At 68.3% G+C, this 19639-nt stretch carries 20 protein-coding genes; all 20 read left to right on the top strand.

Annotated elements, in window-relative coordinates; all coding sequences use genetic code 11:
• A partial coding sequence (locus tag AB1I47_RS18710; RefSeq protein ID WP_354685236.1) for a transposase occupies nucleotides 1-179 on the top strand: 179 nt, incomplete at its 5' end.
• A 187-nt stretch (nucleotides 180-366) separates the two neighbouring features.
• Nucleotides 367-918 carry a ferritin-like domain-containing protein gene (locus AB1I47_RS18705; RefSeq protein ID WP_116356691.1) on the top strand — a complete coding sequence of 184 codons (552 nt, stop codon included), beginning with the start codon at nucleotides 367-369 and terminating at the stop codon, nucleotides 916-918.
• A gap of 414 nt (nucleotides 919-1332) precedes the next feature.
• On the top strand, nucleotides 1333-2337 hold the full coding sequence (locus AB1I47_RS18700; protein WP_354685231.1) for a sulfate ABC transporter substrate-binding protein: 1005 nt from the start codon (nucleotides 1333-1335) through the stop codon (nucleotides 2335-2337).
• Between the two features lie 75 nt (nucleotides 2338-2412).
• Nucleotides 2413-3036 (top strand): NADPH-dependent FMN reductase, encoded by a 624-nt coding sequence (gene ssuE, locus AB1I47_RS18695; protein ID WP_354685230.1) that lies wholly within the window; start codon nucleotides 2413-2415, stop codon nucleotides 3034-3036.
• Nucleotides 3037-3163: 127 nt separating this feature from the next.
• Complete coding sequence (locus AB1I47_RS18690; RefSeq protein ID WP_354685229.1) at nucleotides 3164-4192, top strand: sulfonate ABC transporter substrate-binding protein; 1029 nt, start codon at nucleotides 3164-3166, stop codon at nucleotides 4190-4192.
• A gap of 38 nt (nucleotides 4193-4230) precedes the next feature.
• On the top strand, nucleotides 4231-5394 hold the full coding sequence (gene ssuD / locus AB1I47_RS18685) for an FMNH2-dependent alkanesulfonate monooxygenase (protein WP_354685228.1): 1164 nt from the start codon (nucleotides 4231-4233) through the stop codon (nucleotides 5392-5394).
• A gap of 13 nt (nucleotides 5395-5407) precedes the next feature.
• Entirely contained in the window at nucleotides 5408-6208 is an 801-nt protein-coding gene (gene ssuC, locus AB1I47_RS18680) for an aliphatic sulfonate ABC transporter permease SsuC (protein WP_354685227.1), read from the top strand.
• Nucleotides 6209-6244: 36 nt separating this feature from the next.
• Entirely contained in the window at nucleotides 6245-7156 is a 912-nt protein-coding gene (locus tag AB1I47_RS18675; protein WP_354685226.1) for an ATP-binding cassette domain-containing protein, read from the top strand.
• Nucleotides 7157-7347: 191 nt separating this feature from the next.
• Nucleotides 7348-8214 (top strand): EAL domain-containing protein, encoded by an 867-nt coding sequence (locus AB1I47_RS18670; RefSeq protein ID WP_354685225.1) that lies wholly within the window; start codon nucleotides 7348-7350, stop codon nucleotides 8212-8214.
• Nucleotides 8211-8882: an RBBP9/YdeN family alpha/beta hydrolase gene (locus AB1I47_RS18665; RefSeq protein WP_354685224.1), complete on the top strand. Its 672-nt coding sequence runs from the start codon at nucleotides 8211-8213 to the stop codon at nucleotides 8880-8882. Before AB1I47_RS18670 ends, AB1I47_RS18665 begins: the two co-directional genes overlap by 4 nt.
• A 162-nt stretch (nucleotides 8883-9044) precedes the next feature.
• Nucleotides 9045-9998, top strand: coding sequence for a sulfate ABC transporter permease subunit CysT (gene cysT, locus AB1I47_RS18660; protein ID WP_354685223.1), 954 nt, complete (start codon nucleotides 9045-9047; stop codon nucleotides 9996-9998).
• A gap of 1 nt (nucleotide 9999) precedes the next feature.
• On the top strand, nucleotides 10000-10926 hold the full coding sequence (cysW, locus tag AB1I47_RS18655; RefSeq protein ID WP_354685222.1) for a sulfate ABC transporter permease subunit CysW: 927 nt from the start codon (nucleotides 10000-10002) through the stop codon (nucleotides 10924-10926).
• Nucleotides 10927-10936: 10 nt separating this feature from the next.
• Complete coding sequence (locus AB1I47_RS18650; RefSeq protein ID WP_354685221.1) at nucleotides 10937-12079, top strand: sulfate/molybdate ABC transporter ATP-binding protein; 1143 nt, start codon at nucleotides 10937-10939, stop codon at nucleotides 12077-12079.
• Entirely contained in the window at nucleotides 12076-13020 is a 945-nt protein-coding gene (locus tag AB1I47_RS18645) for a CysB family HTH-type transcriptional regulator (protein ID WP_354685220.1), read from the top strand. The genes AB1I47_RS18650 and AB1I47_RS18645 overlap by 4 nt, the downstream gene beginning before the upstream one ends.
• Nucleotides 13021-13310: 290 nt before the next feature.
• A complete protein-coding gene (locus AB1I47_RS18640; RefSeq protein ID WP_354685219.1) occupies nucleotides 13311-13706 on the top strand; it encodes a DUF962 domain-containing protein in 396 nt (131 codons plus the stop codon).
• 69 nt (nucleotides 13707-13775) lie between these two features.
• Nucleotides 13776-14951: a sensor histidine kinase gene (locus AB1I47_RS18635; protein ID WP_354685218.1), complete on the top strand. Its 1176-nt coding sequence runs from the start codon at nucleotides 13776-13778 to the stop codon at nucleotides 14949-14951.
• Between the two features lie 100 nt (nucleotides 14952-15051).
• The gene (locus AB1I47_RS18630) at nucleotides 15052-15891 is read left to right on the top strand and encodes a LytR/AlgR family response regulator transcription factor (RefSeq protein ID WP_354685217.1); all 840 of its coding nucleotides are present in this window, start codon (nucleotides 15052-15054) and stop codon (nucleotides 15889-15891) included.
• A 133-nt stretch (nucleotides 15892-16024) separates the two neighbouring features.
• Nucleotides 16025-17284 carry an MFS transporter gene (locus tag AB1I47_RS18625; RefSeq protein WP_354685216.1) on the top strand — a complete coding sequence of 420 codons (1260 nt, stop codon included), beginning with the start codon at nucleotides 16025-16027 and terminating at the stop codon, nucleotides 17282-17284.
• Between the two features lie 127 nt (nucleotides 17285-17411).
• The gene (locus tag AB1I47_RS18620; protein ID WP_354685235.1) at nucleotides 17412-19094 is read left to right on the top strand and encodes a thiamine pyrophosphate-binding protein; all 1683 of its coding nucleotides are present in this window, start codon (nucleotides 17412-17414) and stop codon (nucleotides 19092-19094) included.
• 47 nt (nucleotides 19095-19141) lie between these two features.
• Entirely contained in the window at nucleotides 19142-19639 is a 498-nt protein-coding gene (rraA, locus tag AB1I47_RS18615; protein ID WP_354685215.1) for a ribonuclease E activity regulator RraA, read from the top strand.

Raw genomic sequence — 19639 nt, 5'->3', positions numbered from 1 at the left:
AGCGCCTGCAAGGCTACTGGCATGGCATCTTGGCCCGCTGCCGCCACCCATTGAACACCAGCGTGGTCGAAGGCATCAACAACACCATCAAGGTCATCAAGCGCCGCGCGTACGGCTATCGCGACGAGGAATACTTCTTCCTCAAAATCCGCGCAGCCTTCCCCGGAATTCCTCGATGAACCTTTTTTTCGCGTGTAACCCGGTCCCGGTCCGTGCAAATTTTTCACGCCTCCACCCCGGCATTCTCCGCCTGAGCCCGCCATTCCCTGCCACCCGCCCAGTGGCACACTTTTCGCGTCGCAAAAAGGTCGCCTTTTCTTACATGGCGCTGCGGCCCCACGCAGCCCATCCCCCAGGAGCCCTTCTATGACCGACAAGCCTTTCCTCACAGACGTCAAGACGCTGCGCGAGCGCGCCCGCCAGCACATCGACGAGGGTGCCGTGACCGCGGGCTACACGGCGGACCGCGAGACCGTGCTGAAGCTGCTCAACGATGCGCTGGCGACTGAGATCGTCTGCGTGTTGCGCTATCGCCGCCACTACTACATGGCCAAGGGACCGAACTCCAAGAGCGTCGCCGATGAATTCCTGGCCCATTCCAACGAAGAGCAAGGCCATGCCGACCAGATCGCCGAACGCATCGTGCAGCTCGGCGGCGAGCCCGACTTCGCGCCCGACGGCCTGACCAGCCGCTCCCACGCGGAATATGTGGAGGGCACGTCCCTGACGGACATGATCAAGGAAGACCTCGTGGCCGAGCGCATCGCCATCGACAGCTATCGCGAGATCATCCAGTTCCTGGGCGAACGCGACCCGACCTCGCGCCGGCTGATGGAAGAGATCCTGTCGGTGGAGGAAGAGCACGCCGACGAGATGGCCGACCTGCTGGCCCGGCAGTCCGGCCAGGAAGGCGGCTGAGCCCCGGCTCGCTTTCTGCTACATGGCCCGCGCTTGACCTTGGTCAAGCCGGGTTCGCGGGCCTGCCGCTAACATTCGCCTTGTCATGGAGATGCGGGGGCGCTCTTCATGACTTGTCTACCCGTTTCCGGAATGGAAACTTCGCCCGCACCGGCTTGCCGGTGCGGGCGTTTTCTTTTGGGCGCTTCCCTGGCGTGATGGATCGTGCTCCCGCCCTCCCACAGCCCATCGCAGACGGCATGCCCATATTTCCGTCCGATCTTATGCAAAAAACAGCGAAGGATCGGCGAAACCATTCGTTCCGTTCAGATAGCCCCCTCGGTAGTCTTGCTCCTGACACAAGTCCGGCCGCCTCGGCGGACCAAGCAGACAGCGCCCTGAGCGCATTCACGACACTGACGGGAGCAACACAAGATGATCCGCAAACTGGCCATCGGCCTGGCTGTACTGGGCGCACTGACGGCGGCGCAGACCGCCTCGGCCGCCAACCTGCTAAACGTTTCTTACGATCCGACCCGCGAACTGTATGTCGACGTCAATGCCGCCTTTGCCAAGGCCTGGAAGGCACAGGGCGGCGATGCCGTGACCGTGCGCCAGTCGCATGGCGGCTCGGGCAAGCAGGCGCGCTCGGTGATCGACGGGCTGGACGCCGACGTGGTGACGCTGGCGCTGGGCTATGACATCGACGCCATCGCGGAGAAGGGCCTGATCAAGCCTGACTGGCAGAAGCGCCTGCCGCACAACGCCTCGCCGTACACCTCGACCATCGTGTTCCTGGTGCGCAAGGGCAACCCCAAGGGCATCAAGGACTGGGGCGATCTGATCAAGCCGGGCGTGCAGGTGATCACGCCCAACCCCAAGACCTCCGGCGGCGCGCGCTGGAATTACCTTGCGGCGTGGGGTTATGCGCTGCGCCAGCCGGGCGGCAACGACGCCAAGGCGCGCGAGTTCGTCGGCGAGCTGCTCAAGCATGTGCCGGTGCTGGATTCTGGCGCGCGCGGCGCCACCACCACCTTTGTCGAGCGCAACCTGGGCGACGTGCTGATCGCGTGGGAGAACGAAGCCATTCTCGCCATCAAGGAGCTGGGCCCGGACAAGTTCGATATCGTCGCGCCGTCGGTGTCGATCCTGGCCGAGCCGCCGGTGGCCGTGGTCGACAAGGTGGTCGACAAGAAGGGCACGCGCAAGGCGGCCGAGGCCTACCTGCAGTTCCTGTACACCGATGAAGGGCAGGAGATCGCAGCGAAGAACTATTACCGTCCGATCTCGCAGAAAGTGGCGGCCAAGTACGCGGCCAACTTCCCGAAAGTGAAGCTGTTCACCATCGACGAGGTGTTCGGCGGCTGGCAGAAGGCGCAGAAGACCCACTTCGCCGATGGCGGCTCGTTCGACCAGATCTACCAGCCCGGCAAGAAATAACCCATCAGACCGGCGCGCCGGGCCGCGTGGGGCGGCCGCGGCGCCGACCGGCCCATCAAGAAGAAGGAAGCCCCGATGTCCATCCTGACGCTCTCCGGCAGCCCGTCGGTCCAGTCCCGTTCCGGCCATGTGCTGGCGCACCTGCGCGCCGCGCTGGAGGCTGCCGGCGAACGCACCCTCCACCTCGACCTGCGCGAACTGCCGGCGGGGCCGCTGCTGGCGGCGCGCGTGGACGACCCCGCCATCGCCGCCGCCACGCGCGCCGTGTCAGAGGCGCAAGTGGTAGTGCTGGCTACCCCGGTCTACAAGGCCGCCTACAGCGGCCTGCTGAAGGCTTTCCTCGACCTGCTGCCGCAGACCGGCCTGCGCGACAAGATCGTGCTGCCGATCGCCACCGGCGGCAGTCTCGCCCATGCGCTGGCGATCGACTATGCGCTGCGGCCGGTGCTGTCCGCGCTGGGCTCGCGCCAGATCCTGCCCGGCATCTTTGCCGTGGACCAGCAGATCGAAACCACCGAAGCCTCTGGCGTGCGCCAGGTGCGCTTCGATGCCGCGCTGTCGGCCCGCCTGGATGAAGGCGTGCTGCGCGTGCGCGATGCGCTGGCGCATGCGCGCATCGACGTCCCGCTCGACGTGCTGCCCGGCGCCTTCGTGCAACGCGCAGCGGCCATTGCGGTGGCCGAGCGATGTTCCGCCTGAACTGACTGACTGAAGTCGCGCCGGCCCGCCCGGCGCAACGGCAGCCACGCCATGCCACCCGCACCGCGGGGTCGGCAGGAAGGCGTGCTGCCGCCAACACCCTCGCCATCCCATTCAGGAACATCGCATGACATCGAACACCCCGTCCGGCGCCGCCACGCAGCGCCGCCGCCTGATCACCGCCGCGCTGGTGCTGGCCACCGGCCTCGCTTACGGCCTGCTGCCGGGCCGCGCCGATGCGCAGTCCAAGAACATCGACGCCAAGGTGCTGCGCATCGGCTACCAGAAATACGGCACGCTGACGCTGCTGAAAGCGCGCGGCACGCTGGAGAAGCGGCTGGCGCCGCAAGGCATCACCGTCAAATGGACCGAGTTTCCCGCCGGCCCGCAGCTGCTGGAAGGGCTGAACGTCGGCGCGGTCGACTTCGGCACCGTCGGTGAAGCGCCGCCGATCTTCGCGCAGGCCGCGGGGGCGCAACTGGTCTATGTCGGCAACGAACCGCCGGCGCCGACCGCAGAAGCCATCGTCGTGCCCAAGGGCTCGGCGATCCGCTCGGTGGCGGAGCTGCGCGGCAAGCGCGTGGCGCTGAACAAGGGTTCCAACGTGCATTACCTGCTGGTGCGCCAGCTCGAGAAGGCCGGCGTGCCGTACAGCGAGATCCAGCCGGTCTACCTGCCGCCCGCCGATGCGCGTGCCGCATTCGAGCGCGGTGCGGTCGATGCTTGGGTGATCTGGGATCCGTTCCTGGCCGCCGCCGAGAAGCAGCTCGGCGCGCGCGTGCTGGCCGATGGCCGCGGCGCGGACGGCAAGAACGTGGTCAGCAACCACCAGTTCTACCTGGCCTCGCGGCCTTATGCGCAGGCGAAGCCGGAAATCGTGACCCTGATCCTGGACGAGCTGGCCACGCTGGGCAAATGGGCGGAAAAGAACCCGAAGGACGCCACCACCGTGCTGACCGGTGAAACCGGCCTGCCTGCCGATGTGCTGGACCTCGCGGTATCGCGCTTCTCGTACGGCGCGCGCCCGGTCAGCGCCGAGGTGCTGGCCGGGCAGCAGCGCATCGCCGATACCTTCCACTCGCTCAAGCTGATCCCCAGGCCCGTCAAGGTTGCCGATGCGCGCTGGGACGTGCCGCAGCAGCAGGCGCAGCGCTAGCCAGCGCGCGTACCTCGCAAGCCCATAAGGAGAACGACATGCACGTATTCTGGTTTATCCCCACCCACGGCGACAGCCGCTACCTCGGCACTTCCGAAGGCGCGCGCGAAGTCAGTTTCGACTACATGAAGCAGGTGGCCGTGGCCGCCGATACGCTGGGCTATGAGGGGGTGCTGATTCCCACCGGCCGTTCGTGCGAAGACCCGTGGGTGGCGGCGTCCGCGCTGGCGGCCGTCACGCAGCGCCTGAAATTCCTGGTCGCGGTGCGCCCTGGCCTGATGGCGCCGACACTGGCCGCGCGCATGGCCGCCACCTTCGACCGCATTTCCAACGGCCGCCTGCTGATCAACCTGGTCACCGGCGGCGATACCGCCGAACTGGAAGGCGACGGCCTGTTTCTAGACCATACCGCGCGCTACGAGGCCTCCGCCGAATTCCTGCGCATCTGGCGCGACGTGCTGGCGGCCAGCCATCACAGCGGCCAGGTCGATTTCACAGGCAAGCACCTGAGCGTGAAGGGCGCGCGCGTCCTGTATCCACCGCTGCAGCAGCCGCATCCGCCGGTGTACTTCGGCGGTTCGTCGGCGCCGGCGCATGCGCTGGCCGGCGAGCAGGTCGATACCTACCTGACCTGGGGCGAGCCGCCGGCAGACGTCGCGCAGAAGCTCGACGACGTGCGTCGCCAGGCCGCGCGCCACGGCCGCACGGTGAAGTTCGGCATCCGCCTGCACGCGATCGTGCGCGAGACCGATGCAGCCGCGTGGGCCGCCGCCGACGACCTGATCAGCCGGCTTGACGACGACACCGTGGCGCGCGCGCAAGCGGTGTTCGCCAAAATGGACTCGGAAGGGCAACGCCGCATGGCCGCATTGCATGCGGGCGGTGCGCGCCGCACGCGCGAGGCGCTGGAGATCAGCCCCAACCTGTGGGCCGGTGTCGGCCTGGTGCGCGGCGGCGCCGGCACCGCGCTGGTGGGCGACCCGCATACCGTGGCCGAACGCATGCGCGAATACGCCGAGCTTGGCATCGATACCTTCGTGCTGTCCGGCTACCCGCACCTGGAAGAGGCCTACCGCTTTGCCGAGCTGGTCTTCCCGCTGCTGCCGCGCGCGGTGCGCGAGAAGCTGCCCGGCAAGGTGCTGTCGGGCCCGTTCGGCGAAGTGATGGCAACCGGCATCGTGCCGCGCGCCGCGCAAAGCTGAAGGAGGGACAACCATGAGCGCTCCGCTTTTGCCGCCGCCAAGCCGCGCACCGCAGCTCGCACGCGCCTTCACGCCGTGGATCGTGCCGGTGCTGCTGATCGTGGTCTGGCAGGCTGCTTCGCAGAACGGCTGGCTGTCCAGCCGCGTATTGCCGGCCCCGCTGGCCGTGGTGCAGGCCGCGTGGGAACTGGCGCTGTCGGGCGAGCTGTGGAAGCACGTCTGGGTCAGCACCTGGCGCGCGCTGGCAGGGTTTGCCATTGGCGGCGGGCTGGGGCTGTTGCTGGGGCTGCTGACCGGCACCTTCCGCACCGCGGCCACGCTGCTCGACAGCTCGCTGCAGATGGTGCGCAATATCCCGCCGCTGGCGCTGATCCCGCTGGTAATCCTGTGGTTCGGCATCGACGAGACCGCCAAGCTGTTCCTGGTGTCGCTGGGCGTGTTCTTCCCGGTCTACCTGAACACGTATCACGGCATCCGTTCGGTCGATACGGGGCTGGTGGAGATGGCGCGCAGCTACGGCCTGTCTGGCTGGAGCCTGTACCGCGAGGTGATCCTGCCGGGCGCGCTGCCCGGCATCCTGGTGGGCGTGCGTTTCTCGCTCGGGCTGATGTGGGTGATCCTGATCGTGGCGGAGACCATCTCCGCGCAGTCGGGCATCGGCTACATGACCATGAACGCGCGCGAGTTCCTGCAGACCGACGTGGTGCTGGTGGGCATCCTGCTCTATGCGCTGCTGGGCAAGCTGGCCGACCTGCTGTCGCGCGGGCTCGAGCGCTACTGGCTGCGCTGGCATCCGGGCTACGCGGCCGCCTGACGCGCTGCCGCGCTCAATCAAGGCAAGGAGATCGATATGCAGATGTACCCGGTGGAACAGGCCGCGCTGGCCGAGCTGGAAGCGGGCCTCGCACGCCGCGAGACGGCACGCAGCGTGGCAGAGGCCCCGCGCAGCAAGGGCGGCGTGGCGCTGCGCGTGAGCCAGGTGGTCAAGCGCTATGACGGCCGCGAAGTGCTGCACGAAGTCGCGCTCGACGTGGCGCCGGGCGAGTTCGTGGCGATCGTCGGGCGCAGCGGCTGCGGCAAGAGCACGCTGCTGCGGCTGGTGGCGGGGCTGGAGAATGCCGATGCGGGCAGCATCGCAATCGATGGCGAGACCGGCCGCAAAGGAAGCAACGGCAAGGGGAGCAAGGGCGCCGACGTGCGCGTGATGTTCCAGGACGCGCGGCTGCTGCCGTGGAAGCGCGTGCTCGACAACGTGGCGCTGGGCCTGCCGCGCGAACGCCGCGCGCAGGCCGCCGAGGTACTGGCGCAGGTGGGCCTGGCCGACCGCGCGCAGGCCTGGCCCGCACGGCTCTCGGGTGGACAGCGCCAGCGTGTGGCGCTGGCGCGCGCACTGGTGCACCACCCGCAGTTGCTGCTGCTCGATGAACCACTGGGCGCGCTCGACGCGCTGACGCGGATCGAGATGCAGGGGCTGATCGAAGGCCTGTGGCGGCGCCTGGGCTTCACGGCGCTGCTGGTCACGCACGATGTCTCCGAAGCAGTGGCGCTGGGCGACCGCATCGTGCTGATCGAGGACGGCCGCATTGCGATGGACCAGCGCGTGCCGCTGGCGCGCCCGCGCGAACGCGGTGCCGCAGGGTTTGCGCAACTGGAAGCAGCAGTGCTGCAGCGGGTCATGCTGCGGCAGACGGCGCAGGCGCAGCCTTCCGAAGCCGTGCCAGAGACAGCACCCGCGCCGCTCACCGTGAGCTGGGCCGCCTGAGGACGGGGCAGAAAACGCGACCGCAGGCAAGGCAGCAAGCGCAGTGCGCACCGCATCGACAGCATTGCGCACATCGACATGACGGAATCTTCATACGCCCGCGTCCGCCGACCTCCTATCATGAGCAAGCAGGCCGACACAGTGCTACAGGGCATATCCGCGCCCGCCATCATTCAACCGAAGGAATCGCCATGCCAGGCGTGCAGGAACCGACGAGCGCAGCCACTGCGCTCCAACGCTATCTCGAATCGCTGCCGCGCCAGCCCATGGCTGACCGGCAATTATGGCGCGACGCGCGCGGGCAGGTGCAGGGCCAGTTCTTCAACTGCTCGCTGACCAGCGCATTCGAGCCGCTGGTGACGCTGGCCGACCGCCAGGTCGTCGCGCATGAAGGTTCGATCCATACCTATGCGCAGGACGGCGTCGGCCTGGCGGCATGGAAGCTGTTCGCGATGGCGGCCGACGACCACACGCTGGTGTCGCTCGACCGCCTGTCGCGGCTGCTGCATGCGATCAATTACTTCGCCGCCGATGGCGAGCAGAAGCTGGTGCTGAACGTGCACAACCGCCTGTTGGCCGCGGTGGCTGACGACCACGGCGCCGCCTTCCGGCGCGCGCTGCAATCGCTGGGGCTGCCGCTGGAGCGCTTCGTGATCCAGGTGCCGGCCAGCGCCAACGATGACCTGCCGCTGTTGCTGCATGTGGTCGGCAACTACCGCCGCAACGGGTTCGCGGTCAGCCTGCAGGCATCCGATCCCGCTGAGGCGGGCGCATTGATGGCGCACGCGCTGCCGGACTGGCTCAAGCTCGATATGCGCCGCACCTGGACCGACCGCCAGCTGGCCGGCCTGCGTGCGAGCGCGGCCAGCGCCGGCGTCACGCTGATCGGCCGGCGGCTGCAGAACGCCGAGAGCGTGGAGCGGCTCCAGGCCGCCGGCATCGACCTGGGGCAGGGCGCCTTTGCCGGCGCACCGATCAGCGCGGCCGGGCTGCGCGCGGCGCATGCAGTGGTGCCCGCGGCGGCCACGGCCAATGAACTGAGCAAGGAGCCGGTATGACGCAATCCCTCCCGCCATCGACCGGCGCGCGCACGCGGCTGGAAATCCCGCGCCACCTGCAGGTGCTGACCGTGCCGGGGCTGCATGGCAGCGGCCCGGGGCACTGGCAGAGCCGCTGGGAACAGAGATTCCATGACTGGCAGCGCGTGGAGCAGCACGACTGGTCGCGCCCGAGCCTGCCGCTGTGGGCCGAGCGCGTCTCCGAAGGCGTGATGCGCGCCCGGCGCGTGGCCTCGCGCGGCGCGGTGCTGGTGGCGCACAGCTTCGGCTGCCTGGCCACGCTGCGCCAGGCGGCACTGGACCCGGTCGGCATTGCCGGCGCACTGCTGGTGGCGCCTGCCGATCCGGACAAGTTCGGCGTGGCGGCGCTGCTGCCGGCGTACCGGCTGCCGTTTCCGACGATTCTGGTGGCCAGCCGCGACGACCCTTGGATGCCGCAGCGCACCGCTTTTAGCTGGGGCACGCTGTGGGGCAGCGAACTGATCGATGCGGGCATGCTGGGCCACATTAATGCCGATTCCGGCCTCCGCGAGTGGCCCGAAGGCCTCGCGCTGCTTGATACGCTGGTCCAGCGGATCGGTCAGGGCGGTGAGGCCGGCGTCGGAAGTGGCCCCAGCGCCGCATGGGAAGCCGGGGTCGAAGTGCCGTCCACCGTCCCTTATATCTAAACCGTCTAAGAAAATTCAGAAAGATTCGTTCTGTTTATAAGGGCGACTCTGCAGAATCTGTCTCGTAGGCCGGCGCAATATGCGCTGGCGTCATAAAGAACGGCCCGCCGGGCGCGCCTTAGCAAGAGCGCCGGCGGTGCGCCGCTCACCAGACGAGACGACATGCCTCCCTCCATTTCCCTGGCGGATACCACGCCAGCCGCCCCCGATTCGCCTCGCGCCGCGCGCCGGCCCGAGCGCGGCGCGAACCAGCGCTTCACCGTGCTGCCCGGCTTCGGCCTGTCGCTGGGCTTTACGCTGTTCTACCTGACGCTGATCGTGCTGATCCCGCTGTCGGCCACGTTCCTGAAGACGTTCACGATGACGTGGGACGCCTTCTGGACCTCGATCACCGCGCCGCGCGTGGTGGCATCGCTGCAGCTCAGCTTTGGCGCGTCGCTGGTGGCGGCCATCGTCAATACGGTGTTCGGGCTGGTGGTGGCGTGGGTGCTGGTGCGCTACCGCTTCTTCGGCAAGCGCCTGATCGATGCGCTGGTGGACCTGCCGTTCGCGCTGCCCACCGCGGTGGCCGGTATCGCGCTGACGGCGCTGTTTGCCGGCAATGGCTGGATCGGCCGCTACCTGGAGCCGCTTGGCATCAAGGTCGCCTTCACGCCGCTGGGCGTGGTGGTGGCGCTGACCTTTATCGGCCTGCCGTTCGTGGTGCGCACGGTGCAGCCGGTGCTGGAGGATGTGGAGCAGGAACTGGAAGAAGCCGCCGCGAGCCTGGGCGCCAACCGGCTGCAGACCTTCCACCGCGTGATCCTGCCCGCGATCCTGCCGGCACTGCTGACCGGCTTTGCGCTGTCGTTCGCGCGCGCCACCGGCGAGTACGGCTCGGTGGTCTTTATCTCCGGCAACATGCCGATGGTGTCGGAGATCGCGCCGCTGATGATCTATTCCAAGCTGGAGCAATACGACTATGCCGGCGCCACCGCGGTGGCGGTGGTGATGCTGGTGATCTCGTTCGCGCTGCTGCTGCTGATCAATCTGCTGCAAGCCTGGACGCGCCGCCATCAATCCGGCGTGCGTGCGGCGCTGGCACCTGAAGCGCCCGCCACGGGCAAGGAGTTCTGACATGGCCGGCGCAGTTTCGGGACGCCTGGGCGGGCAGGGGAAAGCCCGTGCCCATCACAAGTTCGATGCCACCGGCGAGGCGCCATGGGTGCGCTACACGCTGATCACGCTGGCGGTGCTGTTCCTCACGCTGTTCCTGTTCGTACCGCTGGCCTCGGTCTTCTATGAAGCCCTGCGCAAGGGCGTGCAGACCTACTGGGAAGCGCTGATCGAACCCGACGCGCTGGCCGCGATCCAGCTCACGCTGACGGTGGCGGCGATCGCGGTGCCGCTGAACGTGGTCTTCGGCGTGGCGGCGGCGTGGGCCATCGCCAAGTTCGACTTCCGCGGCAAGAACCTGCTGATCACGCTGATCGACCTGCCGTTCTCGGTGTCGCCAGTGATCTCCGGCCTGGTCTACGTGCTGCTGTTCGGCGCGCAGGGCTGGCTGGGACCGTGGCTCGAAGCGCACGACATCAAGATCATGTTCGCGGTGCCGGGCATCGTGCTGGCCACCATCTTCGTGACCTTCCCCTTCGTCGCACGCGAGCTGATCCCGCTGATGCAGGCGCAGGGCAGCGAAGAGGAAGAGGCCGCGATCGTGCTGGGCGCCTCGGGCTGGCAGACCTTCCGCCATATCACGCTGCCCAATATCCGCTGGGGCCTGCTGTACGGCGTGATCCTGTGCAATGCGCGGGCAATGGGCGAGTTCGGCGCGGTATCGGTGGTGTCGGGCCATATCCGCGGGCTGACCAACACCATGCCGCTGCATGTGGAGATCCTCTACAACGAGTACAACTTCGCGGCGGCCTTCGCGGTGGCTTCGCTGCTGACGCTGCTGGCGCTGGTCACCCTCGGCATCAAGACGCTGGTGGAGTGGCGCGCCCGCAAGGAAACCGAAGAGGCGGCGCCCGAGCGGCCCCTCGCAACACTGCAAGCCTCTGTGTAAGGAAAGCATCATGAGCATCCAGGTCAAGAACGTAGAGAAGCGCTTTGGCGATTTTGTCGCGCTGGACAATGTCTCGCTCGATTTCGACGAGGGCGAGCTGACCGCGCTGCTGGGGCCGTCCGGCTGCGGCAAGACCACGCTGCTGCGCATCATCGCCGGCCTGGAGCGCGCCGACGCGGGCCAGATCGTGCTGGCCGGGCGCGATGCCTCGGACCAGCATGTGCGTCAGCGCCAGGTGGGCTTTGTGTTCCAGCACTACGCGCTGTTCAAGCATATGAGTGTGTTCGAGAACGTGGCCTTCGGCCTGCGCGTGAAGCCGCGCGCCGAGCGCCCCAGCGAAGCGCAGATCCGCGACAAGGTGCGTTCGCTGCTGGAGCTGGTGCAGCTCGACTGGCTGGCCGACCGCTACCCGTCGCAGCTCTCCGGCGGCCAGCGCCAGCGTATCGCGCTGGCACGTGCGCTGGCGGTGGAGCCGCGCGTGCTGCTGCTCGACGAGCCTTTCGGCGCGCTCGACGCCAAGGTGCGCAAGGAACTGCGCCGCTGGCTGCGCCGCCTGCATGACGAGCTGCACGTGACCAGCGTGTTCGTGACGCACGACCAGGAAGAGGCGCTGGAAGTGGCCGACCAGGTGGTGCTGATGAACCGCGGCCACGTGGAGCAGTACGGCTCGCCCGAGGCGGTCTACAACCATCCGGCCACGCCGTTCGTGTTCGGCTTCCTCGGCAACGTGAACCTGTTCCACGGCCGGCTGGAAGTGGGCGAGAGCGGGGGCGTGCTGCATACCGGCGAGGCGGTGCTGCCGGTGATCGGCAGCGGCCACGAGACCGCCGGCGACGCGGTCGCCTATGTGCGCCCGCATGACCTCGATCTGGAGCGCTACGCGCCCGGCGCCGACGGCATCGCCGTCACGCTGCGCCGCGCGCTGACGCTGGGCCCGGTTGCGCAACTCGAACTCGAACGCGAAGACAACCAGGACGTCATCGAAGTGGCGCTGCCGCTGGAGCGCTTCCGCCATGCGGGCTTCCGCGAGGGCGAACTGCTGGCGGTGAGACCGCGCCAGCTGCGCGTGTTCACGCAACCGAGCACGCGACCGGGCACGCAGCCCCACTCCAACGGTGCCACGTCCACCCAACAAGAAAAGGTCACGCCATGAACTTCCAGCAACTCCGATCGATCCGCGAGGCGGTGCGCCGCCAGTTCAACCTGACCGAAGTCGCCAACGCGCTCTATACCTCGCAGCCCGGCGTCTCGCGCCAGATCCGCGAGCTGGAGGAAGAGCTCGGCGTGGAGATTTTCGAGCGCTACGGCAAGCGCCTGACCGGACTCACCGAACCGGGCCGCGAGATCGTGCGCATCGTCGAGCGCCTGCTGCTCGAGGCCGAGAACCTGCGCCAGGCCGGCGACGAGTTCGCCGGCCGCCACACCGGTCGCCTGACCGTGGCCACGACCCACACGCAGGCGCGCTATGCGCTGCCGCGCGTGGTGCAGTCGTTCCGCCGCGAATACCCGCATGTGACGCTGGCACTGCAGGAGGCGTCGCCCACGCATATCGTCGAGCTGCTGCTGACCGGGCAGGCCGATATCGGCATCGCCACCGAGGCGCTGGCGACCGAAGCGGGGTTGACCTCGTTCGAGGCCTATAGCTGGCAGCACGTGCTGGTGGTCTCGCCCGACCATCCGCTGACGCGCCTGCCCGAGCCTACGCTGGAAGACGTGGCCGGCTTCCAGCTCATCACCTATGACGCCGGCTTCACCGGCCGCCGCAAGATCGACAGCGCCTTTGCCGAAGCCGGGCTGCAGCCGGAGATCGTGCTGACCGCGCTGGACGCCGATGTGATCAAGACCTATGCCGAGCTGGACCTGGGCGTGGGCATCATCGCCTCGATGGCCTATGACGAGCGCAAGGATGCAGGGCTGGTGCGGATCTCGGCCGACCACCTGTTCGCGCCCAACACCACCAGCGTGGCGGTGCGCCGCGGCGCCTACCTGCGCGGCTACGCGCATGCCTTTATCAACATGTTCGCGCCGCACCTGTCGCGCGATACCGTGACCAGCGCGCTGACCGAGCAGGAGCGCCAGGCACTGGCGGCCTGACCGGTCGACCCCCGCAGCCGGCAAGCGGCGCGGCCCGCACCCAAGGCCGCAGTCCGCCCCAGCCGTTTGCCCCCGCACGGGGCATTTCGCGCCCCGTGCCCGCCATTCGTCGCAAGAGTCTTTCTTCGCGCCCGTGTGAGGGGTAAAGTCCTTGCACGTGCCGCGCATCGCCAGACCGGCGGGCGCCGCCGGCGTACCGCAGCGCAACAAATAATGCGCGCGGCGGCCCGTCCGTGACGATCCAGTGCGGACGCAGGGCAAGGAAAGAGGGGCAAGGGAGAGAGACCATCATGCGCGACGAACCGCTGCTGCGCTGGCAGTGGCGCGGCTATGGCCGCAACCACCAGCATCCCCGCAATCTGCTGCTGCATATCGTGGCCGTGCCGCTGTTCATGGCAGGCACGGTGCTGGCCGGCTATGGCCTGCTGCGCCTGAGCCTGCCGGCGATGGCGCTGGGGCTGGTATGCATGGGCATGTCGCTGGCGCTGCAGGGGCGCGGCCACCGGCTCGAAGCCAGCGCGCCGGAGCCGTTCGCCGGGCCTGCCGATATCGCCGGCCGCATCTTCGCCGAGCAATGGATCACCTTTCCGCGCTACGTGCTGTCCGGGCAATGGTGGCGCGCGCTGACCCGCCGGCACGCCGCAGCGCCGCCGCAGGCGAACAACCCGTCGGGGCCGGGTGGATAATGCGGGCCGCGGCCGGCGCTGTCCGCCACATCACCGCCCCGCATTGCGTGAGGCCCAGTCCACGCTAACATGACCGCCATGGATCGCTGCTTCTCCACCGTCGCCACTGCCATTCCGTCCCGCCTCAACATCCTCGGGCGCGACCTGCTGTTCGTGCTGTGCATGAACACGGTGATCGCGGTGAGCCTGAACTACGGCTTCCAGACCGGCGGCACGCTCTGGCACAACTTTGTCTACAGCCAGCTGATCGGCCTGTCGATCTGGCTGCTGATCGATATCCCGCGCGTGCTGATCTGGTGGAACGACCGGCCGCGCCGCTGGCCGTTCCTGCTGCTGGCCGCGGCCGCGGTGCCCGCCGGCGTGGTGTTCGGCAGCTGGGCCACGCGGGTGACGCTGGAACTGCCGCCCAAGTCGATCGCCGAAACCGGCGACATGCTGCGCATGTGCCTGGTGGTGGGGATGCTGGCTTCGGCGTCGATGATCTACTTCTACTGGTCGCGCGAGAAGCTCGCTTACCTGGAGCGCCAGGCCGCGCTCGACGCGCTGCAGCGCGAGGAGGCCGAGAAGCAGCTTGTGCGCGCGCAACTGATGGCGCTGCAGGCCCAGATCGAGCCGCATTTCCTGTTCAATTCGCTCGCCAATCTCGACGGCCTGATCGCTACCGATCCGCCCGCCGCGCGCCAGCTCCTGCAGCGGCTGATCGGCTTCCTGCGCATGTCGCTGGCGCATACCCGCGCGGAGCAATGCACGTTGCGGCAGGAGTTCGAGCTGCTGCGCAGCTACCTGGATATCCAGGGCATGCGCTTCGGCCAGCGGCTCTCGTTTGACATCGACCTGCCGCGCGAGCTGGCAAAGGTAGAGATCCCGCCGATGCTGATCCAGCCGATTGTGGAGAACGCGGTCACGCACGGCATCGAGCCCTGCATGATCGGCGGCCATATCCGGCTGTCGGCGCGGGCCGCGGGCGACAACGCCGTGCAGGTGATCATCGCCGATACGGGCGTGGGCTTTGGCCATGCAGGGGGCAAGGGCTCGGGCCTGGGGCTGACCCATGTGCGCGAGCGGCTGGCGCGCATCTTCGGCGCGTCCGCCAGCATGCAGATGGAAGAGAACACGCCGCGCGGCGTGGTGGTGCGGCTGACGCTGCCGCTGACGCGCCCGGCGGAGGCGCCCACGATCACCCAGACTGTCACCACCGCACCGGAGCCCATGCCGGTATCGACGCAGGCCATGCCGCAGCCTTAGAACGCGCCGGCGGAATATGCCCTGACAAGAAGAACGACAGGCACCGCGCATCGCGGTGCCACCCTCAGCGCCAGGATCCAGTCCTCATTCCATCGCCCCCATGACCCCGACCCTGCTGATTGCCGACGACGAAGCGCTGCTGGCGCGCGTGCTGGAATCCGAACTGAAGTCGCTGTGGCCCGAGGCCCGTATCGTTTCCGTGGTCCACGACGGCGTGGCCGCGCTGGCGGCAGCGCGCGAGCACCAGCCGCGCGTGGCCTTCCTGGATATCCGCATGCCGGGCATGAGCGGCATGGACGTGGCGCGCGAACTGATCGAGTTCGATGTGCCGCCGCTGGTGGTCTTCGTCACCGCGTACGACCAGTTTGCGCTGGAGGCCTTCGAACGCGCCGCGGTCGACTACGTGCTCAAGCCGGTCCAGCGCGAACGGCTGGAGGCGACTGTGCAGCGGCTGAAGGAGCGGCTCCAGGGCGCTGCCAATGACGGCGCCGATGACGATACCGATACCGAAGGCGAGTCCGGCATGCTCGATACCGACCGTCTCGGGCAATTGCTGGCGCGGCTGGAGTCGCTGGAGCACGCCACCCCCGGGGCTGCCGGAACTTCCCAGCGCCAGTACCTGCGCTTTATCAAGGCGCTGGTAGGGCAGGAGGTCCGGATCATCCCGGTCGACGAGGTGATCTACCTCGAAGCCACCGACAAGTATGTCAACGTGGTGTCCAGCACCGGCGAGGCGCTGATCCGCACCAGCCTGCGCGAACTGACCCAGCAGCTCGACCCGGACCGCTTCTGGCAGGTCCACCGCGGCACCGTGGTCAACATCAACTGCGTGGCCAGCGCGGTCAACCAGTCGCTGGGCCGGTTGTCGCTGCGGCTGCGCGACCGCCCGGAACTGCTGCCGGTGGCGCGCCAGTACGCGCACCTGTTCAAGCAGATGTAGGACGACCGCCGGGCGGCGTGGGCACCACCCCGCTGCAGCCGAATGTGGTTTTCCTCTATGATGCGGGCTTCGGCCCGCGTTTTTTTGGCCGCCGCCGTCCGTCCCCCGCACAGCCACCGCCACCGCCAGCGCCATGTCCACCGCCACCCTCGAGCCCACGCGCAATTCCCTTCGTCATGACGCCCAGGTGATCGGGCTGGTAGGGCTGGCGCACGGCGTCTCTCACTTCTATCACCTGCTGCTGGCGCCGCTGTTCCCGTGGATCAAGGCGGAGTTCGGCCTGAGCTATGCCGAGCTGGGCTTGCTGATGACGGTGTTCTTTGCGGTATCGGCGGTGGTGCAGACCGCGTCGGGCTTCGTGGTCGATCGCTTCGGCGCGCGGCCGGTGCTGTTCGGCGGGCTGGCTTTCCTGGGCAGCGCGGCGCTGTTGCTGTCGGCCAGCCCGGGCTATGGCGCGCTGCTGGTGGGCGCGGCGGTGGCCGGGGTCGGCAACGGCGTATTCCATCCAGCCGACTTCACGCTGCTGAACAAGCATGTATCGCAGCCGCGGCTGGGCCATGCGTTCTCGGTGCACGGCATTTCCGGCAACCTCGGCTGGGCCGCGGCGCCACTGTTCCTGGTGACCATCGCCAACCTGGCGAGCTGGCGCATGGCGCTGGCGGCGGCCTCGGCGGTGGCCTTTATCGTGCTGGCGGTGCTGGTGGTGCTGCGCCATGTGCTGGACCCGCGCGAGATGCGCGATGCCGTGGGCCGGCCCGCGGCCAAGGCCGCCGGCGGCAGCCTGCTGGGCTTCCTGCGGCTGCCGCAGGTGTGGGTGTGCTGGGCTTTTTTCCTGCTGACCACGTTCTCCGCCGCCGGCATCCAGAGCTTTGCGCCGACCGCGCTGACCTATCTGTACGGCATGCCGTTCACGCTGGCCACCGCGTCTTACACCATCTACATGCTGTGCAGCGCCGGCGGCATGATCGTCGGGGGCTTTGCCGCCAGCCGCACCACTAACCATGACCGGCTGATCGCGGTCAGCTTCACCGTATCCGGGCTGATGGCGGTGCTGGTCGGGCTGGACCTGGTGCCGGCGCTGCTGGTGCCGGTGCTGATGGGCGTGATCGGTTTTGGCGCCGGTACCGCCGGTCCGTCGCGCGACCTGCTGGTGCGCGCCGCCGCGCCGGCGGGCGCCACCGGGCGCGTCTATGGGGTGGTCTATTCCGGGCTCGATATCGGGCTGGCATGCGGTCCGCTGTTCTTCGGCGCGCTGATGGACGCGAAGCTGCCGGGCTGGGTCTTCTTCATGATCGGCGGCTTCCAGTTGCTGTCGATCTTCACCGCGGTGACCGTGGGCAATGGTAACCGCTCGCGCAAAGGCGCCGCGGCGGCCCGGGCGGAGGCTGCCTAGCCACGACCGGGGCGCGCTGCCCACCGCTTTCCGAATTCGCTTGCCTGAGGAGGCTTCCATGTCATCGACGCCGGCCACTTCCGACCCGCACGACGGTTCCGATCGCGACACTTCGCTGCTTATCCCGATGTCAGGCGGCCATATCCTGGTCGATGCGCTGCTGGCGCATGGCGCCGGGCTGGCGTTCGGCGTGCCGGGCGAGAGCTACCTCGCGGTGCTCGACGGCTTCCACCGCCGCCGCGATCAGATCCGCTTCATCGTCTGCCGCCAGGAGGGCGGGGCGGCGGTGATGGCCGAAGCCTACGGCAAGCTGACCGGCCGCCCCGGGCTGGTCTTCTGCACGCGCGGACCGGGCGCGACCAATGCCAGCATCGGCGTGCATACCGCGTTCCAGGACTCGACGCCGATGATCGTGTTTATCGGCCAGGTCGGCACCGACTTCATGGACCGCGAGGCCTTCCAGGAGATCGACTACCGCCGCATGTTCGGCCAGATGGCCAAGTGGGTGGCGCAGATCGACCGCGTCGAACGCATTCCCGAATACATCGCGCGCGCCTACCAGACCGCCACCTCGGGCCGCCCCGGGCCGGTGGTTCTGGCGCTGCCCGAGGACATGCTGGCGCAGACCGCCACCGTGCCGCAGCTTGGCCCCTACCAGCGCGTGATGAGCTGGCCCGGCGAGCCTGAGCTGGCACGCCTGACCGAGAGGCTCAGCGCCGCTGAACGCCCCTTCGTGATCGCCGGCGGCAGCGGCTGGACCCCGCAGGCGTGCGCCGACCTGCAGGCCTTTGCCGAACACTTCGCGCTGCCGGTCGGCTGCGCCTTCCGCGGCCAGGACCTGTTCGACAACCGTCATCCCAACTATGCCGGCGATGTCGGCATCGGCATCAACCCGGCGCTGGCCGAGCGCATCCGCAATGCCGACCTGGTGCTGGCGATCGGGCCGCGGCTGGGCGAGATGACCACCGGCGGCTACACGCTGATCGCCGCGCCGCGGCCCGCGCAGACGCTGATCCATGTGCACGCCGGCGCGGAGGAACTGGGCAGCGTCTATCAGGCCGACCTGATGATCCAGGCGTCGATGCCGGCCATCGCCGCGCGCCTGGCCGGCCTGCAGCCGCCCGCCGCGCCGCGCTGGCGCGAGTGGACCGAGGCCGCGCACGCCGACTACGAACGCTACCTGCAGCCGCCGCCGTTCACGGGGCAGGGCGTCGACATGGCCGAGGTCATCCGCACGCTGGACCAGATGCTGCCCGCCGATGCCGTGGTGACCAACGGCGCCGGCAACTATGCAGGCTGGCTGCACCGCTATTTCCAATACCGCCCGTATGCGAGCGGCGCGCGCGGCCAGCTTGCGCCCACCAGCGGCGCGATGGGCTACGGCGTGCCGGCAGCAGTGGGCGCCAAGATCGCCTTCCCGCAGCGCACCGTGGTGGCGCTGGGCGGCGACGGCTGCTTCCTGATGAATGGCCAGGAACTTGCTACATCGATGCAGTACCAGGCGCCGGTGGTGTTTATCGTCGTCAATAACGGCATGTACGGCACCATCCGGATGCATCAGGAGCGCGAGTATCCGGGCCATGTGTCGGGCACCGAGCTGCAGAACCCCGACTTTGCCGCGCTGGCGCGCGCCTATGGCGCACGCGGCGAGCTCGTGACCACCACCGAGGCATTCGCGCCGGCCTTGCGCGAGGCGCTGGCCGCGCCGGTCTCGACGCTGATCGAGATCCGCGTCGACCCCGATGTGATCACGCCGCGCACCACGCTGAGCGCGATCCGCGCGCAGGCGCTCGCCAGCCATAAGCGCTGAAGCCCCCGGTACACCGAATGCTATCCATCCCATCAGGAGACCGACCGATGAAGCCTGTCACCACCGACCTGTGCGACGCCTATGAAGACCGCCTTGCCGCCGGCACCCTGCGCGTGATGGCGCCGGTGTTCCGCGCCTTTGGCAAGCAGGACGCCTTTGCCGGCCCCGCGGCCACGCTGAAGGTGTTCGAAGACAACTCGCTGGTGCGCACCGTGCTGGAAACGCCGGGCCAGGGCAGGGTGCTGGTAATCGATGGCGGCGGTTCGCTGCGCTGCGCGCTGGTGGGCGGCAACCTCGGCGTGCTGGCGCAGAAGAACGGCTGGGCCGGCATCGTCGTCAACGGCTGCATCCGCGATACCGCCGAGCTGGACGCCTGCGATCTCGGCATCCGCGCGCTCGCCGCGCATCCGCAGAAAAGCCAGAAGCGCAATATCGGCCAAAGCGAAGTCGCGCTGCAGATGCCCGGCGCCGTGGTGCGCCCCGGCAACTGGATCTATGCCGACGCCGACGGCGTGCTGGTCTCGGACGAGCAACTGGAGGGCTGA

It is taken from the genome of Cupriavidus necator, assembly GCF_040578825.1.
Taxonomy (GTDB): domain Bacteria; phylum Pseudomonadota; class Gammaproteobacteria; order Burkholderiales; family Burkholderiaceae; genus Cupriavidus; species Cupriavidus necator_E.
This window is presented reverse-complemented; position numbering and strand designations above follow the sequence as displayed.